Origin of the sequence: Sphingobacterium arenae (genome assembly GCF_014692505.1) — a bacterium.
In the GTDB taxonomy this organism is placed as follows: Bacteria; Bacteroidota; Bacteroidia; order Sphingobacteriales; family Sphingobacteriaceae; genus Sphingobacterium; species Sphingobacterium arenae.
In genome coordinates this window covers 1-1,129 of sequence record NZ_JACNYK010000015.1, presented here as the reverse complement: position 1 = coordinate 1,129, position 1,129 = coordinate 1, and the positions used below count along the sequence as shown (strand labels likewise).

Genomic DNA, 1,129 nt, shown 5'->3' with positions numbered 1-1,129 from the left:
TGCTGCCTCCCGTAGGAGTCTGGGCCGTAGGTGGTTGATCGCGTCGGAAGTGTAATCTTGGGGCTTAACCCTGAGCGTGCTTTCGATACGGGTTGACTTGAGGAAGGTAGGGGAGAATGGAATTCCTGGTGGAGCGGTGGAATGCGCAGATATCAGGAGGAACACCAGTGGCGAAGGCGGTTCTCTGGGCCTTTCCTGACGCTGAGGAGCGAAAGCGTGGGGAGCGAACAGGCTTAGATACCCTGGTAGTCCACGCTGTAAACGGTGGGTACTAGGTGTGGGGTCCATTCCACGGGTTCCGTGCCGTAGCTAACGCTTTAAGTACCCCGCCTGGGGAGTACGGCCGCAAGGCTAAAACTCAAAGGAATTGACGGGGCCCCGCACAAGCGGCGGAGCATGCGGATTAATTCGATGCAACGCGTAGAACCTTACCTGGGTTTGACATGGATCGGGAGCGCTCAGAGATGGGTGTGCCTCTTTTGGGGTCGGTTCACAGGTGGTGCATGGCTGTCGTCAGCTCGTGTCGTGAGATGTTGGGTTAAGTCCCGCAACGAGCGCAACCCTTGTTCACTGTTGCCAGGACATTCCAGGTTTCCCCATTCGGACACCCCCGGATCACAGCTCGCTCACCAACTCCCCAGGGCTTATCGCAGGTCACAACGTCCTTCATCGGCTCTTGGTGCCAAGGCATCCACCGATCGCACTACACAACTTTGCACAACACCACGTCGCACAAACACATACAACAATAAAGATACTCGCATCCACTATACAGTTCTCAACCACCACACGAACACCACACCACGCACACACGCACGCAACACAGCACCGCACAGGCCACCACACATGTGATACCCCACAACCCAACAGCATGCCCTCAACCCCACCCATCACAGGCAGGACGCCAACATTCCACTCACAAAAACTCCTTAGAAAGGAGGTGATCCAGCCGCACCTTCCGGTACGGCTACCTTGTTACGACTTAGTCCTAATCACCAGTCCCACCTTCGACGGCTCCCCCACAACGGTTAGGCCACCGGCTTCGGGTGTTACCAACTTTCATGACTTGACGGGCGGTGTGTACAAGCCCCGGGAACGTATTCACCGCAGCGTTGCTGATCTGCGATTA

Annotated in this window: 2 rRNA genes; one reads left to right on the top strand and one right to left on the bottom strand. The window is 56.3% G+C overall.

What is annotated here, in order from left to right:
* A 16S ribosomal RNA gene (locus tag H8B17_RS20495) occupies positions 1 to 804 on the top strand; the annotation flags it as partial.
* Positions 805 to 933: 129 nt separating this feature from the next.
* On the opposite strand, the gene H8B17_RS20490 is transcribed toward H8B17_RS20495, so the two are convergent.
* A 16S ribosomal RNA gene (locus tag H8B17_RS20490) occupies positions 934 to 1,129 on the bottom strand; the annotation flags it as partial.